The organism is bacterium (assembly GCA_040753555.1).
GTDB lineage: Bacteria > UBA9089 > UBA9088 > UBA9088 > UBA9088 > JBFLYE01.
On record JBFMDZ010000143.1, the window covers coordinates 1 to 5464 of the forward strand.

Annotated in this window: 5 protein-coding genes; 3 read left to right on the plus strand and 2 right to left on the minus strand. The window is 34.5% G+C overall.

What is annotated here, in order from left to right; translation table 11 throughout:
• Nucleotides 1-191: 191 nt before the first annotated feature.
• Nucleotides 192-908 carry a primosomal protein N' gene (gene priA, locus AB1630_09950; GenBank protein MEW6104112.1) on the minus strand — a complete coding sequence of 239 codons (717 nt, stop codon included), beginning with the start codon at nt 906-908 and terminating at the stop codon, nt 192-194.
• A 65-nt stretch (nt 909-973) separates the two neighbouring features.
• Here priA and AB1630_09955 point away from each other — a divergent pair, with 65 nt between their 5' ends.
• From AB1630_09955 to AB1630_09965, 3 genes are read left to right on the plus strand one after another with little or no spacing between them, the layout of a single operon-like run.
• On the plus strand, nt 974-3412 hold the full coding sequence (locus AB1630_09955) for a hypothetical protein (protein MEW6104113.1): 2439 nt from the start codon (nt 974-976) through the stop codon (nt 3410-3412).
• On the plus strand, nt 3412-4623 hold the full coding sequence (locus tag AB1630_09960) for a hypothetical protein (GenBank protein MEW6104114.1): 1212 nt from the start codon (nt 3412-3414) through the stop codon (nt 4621-4623). The genes AB1630_09955 and AB1630_09960 overlap by 1 nt, the downstream gene beginning before the upstream one ends.
• Nucleotides 4620-5084 (plus strand): hypothetical protein, encoded by a 465-nt coding sequence (locus tag AB1630_09965; GenBank protein ID MEW6104115.1) that lies wholly within the window; start codon nt 4620-4622, stop codon nt 5082-5084. The genes AB1630_09960 and AB1630_09965 overlap by 4 nt, the downstream gene beginning before the upstream one ends.
• Before the next feature lie 57 nt (nt 5085-5141).
• On the opposite strand, the gene AB1630_09970 is transcribed toward AB1630_09965, so the two are convergent.
• Nucleotides 5142-5464: hypothetical protein (locus AB1630_09970; protein ID MEW6104116.1), on the minus strand; the 323-nt coding region annotated here is incomplete at its 5' end.

Below are 5464 nucleotides of genomic sequence, written 5' to 3' on the forward strand. Positions count from 1 at the left end.
ATTATAGATTACTTGTTTTATTTTGTCAAGAAGAATTTTAAAATATTTTAGGAAATATTAGATACTACAAAATCTAAAATTTGCCCAAAAATCAAGCAAAATTAGGATTTTGTCGGGAAGTTGGGTTGAAGCAAAATTATACCAAGAAAATTTTTTAAATGGATAGAATGATTGCTGGGCATCTGGCTTCCCTACACAATCCCCACCGGATCCATATCCTTAATAAGGTCAACACCAGAGGGAAGCTTAAAGCTTGAAAGGGCTTTTGCAAGAAGGTTTTGCATCTTTTTATAATCCCTTGCTTTAAGGAGAATTTGAAAGCGATATTGCTTCTTTATCTTTGGGATAAAGTAGGGGGCTGGTCCTAATATTTTTACATCTTCATTATTATTTGAGGAAAGGCAATCAAAAAGGACCGAAGCCACATTAGATGCCTTATTTTCATCCTCAGAAAGTAAAACAAGAGAAAGAAGCCTTGAAAACGGTGGATAGAAAAGCTCATTTCTATATTTTATCTCATCTTGAAAGAATAGGGAATAATTCTGATGTATGGCGGTTTGAATGGCATAATGACTTGGGTTGTATGTCTGGATAATTACCCTTCCCTCCTTTGTTCCCCTTCCCGACCTTCCAGCAACCTGGGTAAGTAAAGAAAAGGTTTTCTCCCCTGCCCTAAAATCAGGAAGGGAAAGGGAGATATCAGCAGAAAGGACACCCACCAAAAGGACATTGGGAAAATCAAGCCCCTTTGAAATCATCTGGGTTCCCAACAGAATATCAACGCTGCCAGCTTCAAATTTTTTAAGAATTTCTTCATGCGAGCCCCTTTTCTTTGTCGTATCTATATCCATTCTTAAAATCCTGGCTGAAGGGAAAAGGCTTTTTATCTCATTCTCTATAACTTGCAAAGCGAAGATTCTTATGTTATAATTTTAACAAAGATTTTGGTTTAAGTTAAGATTGAGCGAACAAAATGTATAATCCATTTTTTATAAATAGGGCTGAAAATTTTACGGATGCAGAAGTGGCTGATTTTTTTGTCCGTAATCTAGTATGGGATGAGGTAAGAGAGCCTGTCAATCATATTATCTATGGTGCCCCAGGAACAGGTAAATCAATGATTCTCAAACGGCTTTCTTCAGAATCAATGTTTTACAAAGAAGACTATTTGGAAGGTCAAAAGTACATAGGTGTCTATTTGCATATATCAAAGGTTTCAAATATATTTCACCCCATTTTTCCCCATTTAAAGAAAGAAGGGTCAAATAAAAAAGAGGAGGATATATTCTGGTTTCAAAGGTTGTTTGGCCATTATCTGTGCATAAAGATATTAGATAAGATTATAAATATACTTGAGCTCATATGCAAAGGAGATGAAATAAAAATGGATAAGTTTGCAGAAGGAATAACAATTGGATTGAACGAGAAATATAGAAGCCTTCAGGATATTAAAGATTTCTGCAGGAGACAAGAGCATGCTATAGAGCAGGGTATTCCTTATTTTGCTATAAGTGTCCATGAGCATAAACCATTATTTGAGATTAGTTCATTTTTAGATAGGGTAAGCTCTGAAATTATTAAGGTTTATAAATCAATCTTTGGTGAAGACATCTATGTGTATCTTTTATTTGACGAATCAAGTGCAACTTCCATAGAATGCCAGAAGGTGATAAACATTATCCTCCAAAGGGGGTATCCTTATAGGACCAAATTGGCTGTGAGGCCATATGAATGGGAAACACTAAATGTCCTAGATGGTCCCTCACTTGAGATTGACAGTGACTTTAAACTCCTTTCAGTTGAGTATCTTAATAAGAATGAAGATAAATATAAGGAACTGCTTAAGGATATGGCAAATAAAATGATAATGACCCGTGCCATAGAAGAAAAAAAAGAAGGGTGGTCTGATTTCTCAGGAGGGATTGAATATTTATTAAACGATATAGAAGGTGATTATTCTGGGTTTGATAAAATCTGCAAGGTATCTTCAGGAAGTATTCTGCGTCTTCTTCTCCTCTGTTCAGAGATGTTTTCAGTTGCTGATGAAGAGAATGTTTTCTCAAATGGGATTTGTCCTATCCGACACCAGATTCAGGACAAGGTAATCAAGAGATATTCTAAAGAACAAGTTTTCTGGAATATAAAGAGAATAGAGAAAGGAGAAGGTATAAAGAAGCTATGCCAAGCTTTATTAAAGAAGATAAAAGAAGAAAATTTTAAGGGAAGTCTTATTAAGATTGGGAGCTCTCAGACCCAGCAAGTCCTTTTTGAAGATGAGTTTTTAGAAGATGGGGTAGGGGAAAAATTAAAGCCAGCCTTTACTCATGGTTTCTTCAGATTTCTTGACAAAAATAGTGATAACTTTTGGAGGGTTCCATCCAGCTTCAACATTAACAAGGTATTGTTTCCACAAGATGAACTTGGTCTTGAAGAAGACCAACAACCTTTGGTTATAGAGCAGGAATTTATTGAGCCTTACTTTCAAATGTTCCATAAAACTCCAAAGAAACTAGAGCAAGAGAGAGAACTAGATGAAAATAAAGAATTATCTGCATTTTTCTCAACTTCTTTGGCTCCATATTCTAAAGACCAGAGAGAGGCAATTAAAAATGTGCTATTGAGATATAATATTAAATGCTTGGATATAGAAGACCTTAGGAAAGGCCAATTTCTCTTGAGCAATATCATAAAACATATAGAAAATTATGATTTTGCTATTGTAGACCTTACAGAGATTAAACCTGATGTTATGTTGGAATTAGGCATCTGTGCAGGACTGGCTAAACCAGTGGTTTGTATTTTCAACCAAGAATTCAAGAGTAAAATAGAAGATTTGCCTGAATGGATACTCCTTTTTTCTATTATACCTTATAGATTTGAACCCAAAGAATTGGATAAAATGGCATCAGAGATAAAGAATGAAGTCATTAGGATGTGGGATAAAAAGAAAAAAAAGCTTATAAACAATGAGTTTATAAAAACAGGAAGGTTTGGAAGCTCTCTACGACCCCCAATTCAAAAAGACACCATTTATCTTTCGTATCCTTTAGATAGAAAAGATATTTGGAGGGGAGTTTATCCCAAGATTGAGAACTATTTTAAAAATTATAGAATAATAAATGAGGATAATGCCCCATTTATGGACGCCAATGTGGTTACTAAGCCAATATTTTGTGCCTCATTAGCAAAATATATATTTGTAGATACTACTAATAATGACCATCTCCAATTTTACAAATTGGGTGTAGGAGGAGTAATGTCAAAGGCTCATTGGACGATGAGAATTGAGGAAGAAAGAATGGCTGACCAGAAAGTTTCTTTATGGATAGAGCGTTATCGCACCTGGAATAATACGGATGATTTGATTGCATTAATGGAAGAATTTATAACCTCAACACAAGAAAAGAAATAATGGAAGATATAGTTAGGGTAGAGCCAATACGTAAAACCGAACCAGATGATTTGTTCCTAACGGCCTCAAGCTTTGAAATGAGGTCTCGTCGAGCACCTGAGTTGACAGATACCATTACATTTAAAAATTCTGTTATCTTTCAATATAAAGATACCCTTGAGAGTTTTAAGGGAATGGCTAATACAAATTTTATATATAGTAGATTAAAAAAGGTATCTTGTGAAAAACCATCTATTTTAGAATGCGAGCTTAAAGATGCTTATGGGTTACTAGAGGTGTTTCATTTATGGATAAAAGATAAAGGATTTGAGCTGAATAGAAAATATATTACCATTGATATTACCTGCTTTACCAAAATTCATCTACTTCTACTTTTAAAATATCTCAGGGAAAAGGGGAAAGACAATAAAATCCGTATTTTATATACCGAGCCTTTAGTTTATGCCTCAATGATGGGAAAGAATTTAAGCTATGGTATCTCTGATACATTTTATATACCACTTCTTTCAAATCAGAATGGTAATAATAAAGAGGCACTTCTTCTTTTTTTAGGCCATGAACCCCTTCGCTCATATCATATTTTGCAGGAAACAGAGCCAGAAAGGACATTTCTGCTTACAGGAGAGCCTGGCTTTACCTTTGAAATGGCAGAAAAGAGTCGGAGGATGAACAAGGAGTTGATAGACAGGGCTAATTATGACAACTCTTTTTCAAAGAAAAACTGTTCAACCACTAATTTTCTTGATGTAAAAAATGTTTTAAAGGATATAATAGATGAGCTTTTCAAAGAAAAATTTGGGGTTTTTTATATAGCCCCCTTGGGAACAAAGTTGCAGGCATTGGGAATAGACTTACTTACCCAGGAGTTAAAAGAGGGCAAAGTAATTGTTGCTTATCCAGCACCTAAGGGGTATAATAAAGAATGTTTTTCAGATGGGGTAGGAAAAACATTTTCTGCAAACCTTACACAAAAAATACCCCCTTGGCTTCTGAAAGAGAAAGATGCCTTTCTATATTTACAAAGCGAGGGAAAGATAGATATAACAAAAAGGTTTGTAGTTATAAAAAATGGGGATGTGCTTGGTTATGGAGACAACATAGAAGAGGTTCTTCAAAAATTTCAAGGAAAATATCCCTATCTTTTAGAAGAAACAACGAAAAAAGAGGAAGCAATACTTTCTCCTTTTATGTTAGGAATTGGAGGAAGATGAAAAAAAAATATTATTCTAAGTTTCCATTGGTAAATGTAGGTCTAAATGTGATTAGTCTTGAAACAAATCAAACATTAGTAACCCGTGAGCTGGTAGGAAAATTTGGTTACCACAGCCCTCATACCCTTATTCCTGAAAAGATGATGCCAGACAACATGGTTTTGTCAGCATTAGTTAGCACTTATGAGTATAAACTGGAAGGAATAGAGGAATCTTTTGGTGAAGTAATTTGTGAGGTTTCTTTAGAAGGCTATTTACCTGTAAAAACTAAAGCAATCCTTTATCCACTTCTTCCTGAAAATGAGATAATCTTAGGGGCTGATTTTCTTCTTAATTTCTTACTTTTCTTTAAGGGAAAGAGAGATTTTTCTTCGCAAACCTCCTCTTTTATTGAATCACTAGTCCCTTTCTTAACAGAGTCTGATATTAAGCCTTTTTTCGTAATAAACCAATTATGTTGAACCCAACTTCACGGAAGCCTTGTGTCTACCCCTGATTTTTCAAGGGAGAAATTTTCATTATATACTACATAGCTTCCTATCCCTTGTAAATTCAAAGGAAGAAATGTTAAATGCCTCCTTTAACAACCCCTTGATGGGATTTTCTTTTTGCACACGAAATATCTCTTTTTCTAAAATATGGAATTTTCCTAACTTTATGGTAGATAATGCGTCAATAAAGCCTTCCAATGTATTCCTTTTTCCTAACCATCCTATTTCTTTTAGCCTTCTCCTTGTGTATCCCAATATACCTTGTACCATTAAACATAAATATATATGTGTCTCTACCCTTCTATCCCTATAATGAAAGATGGGTCTTATTTCTAACAAATCCTTTAAAT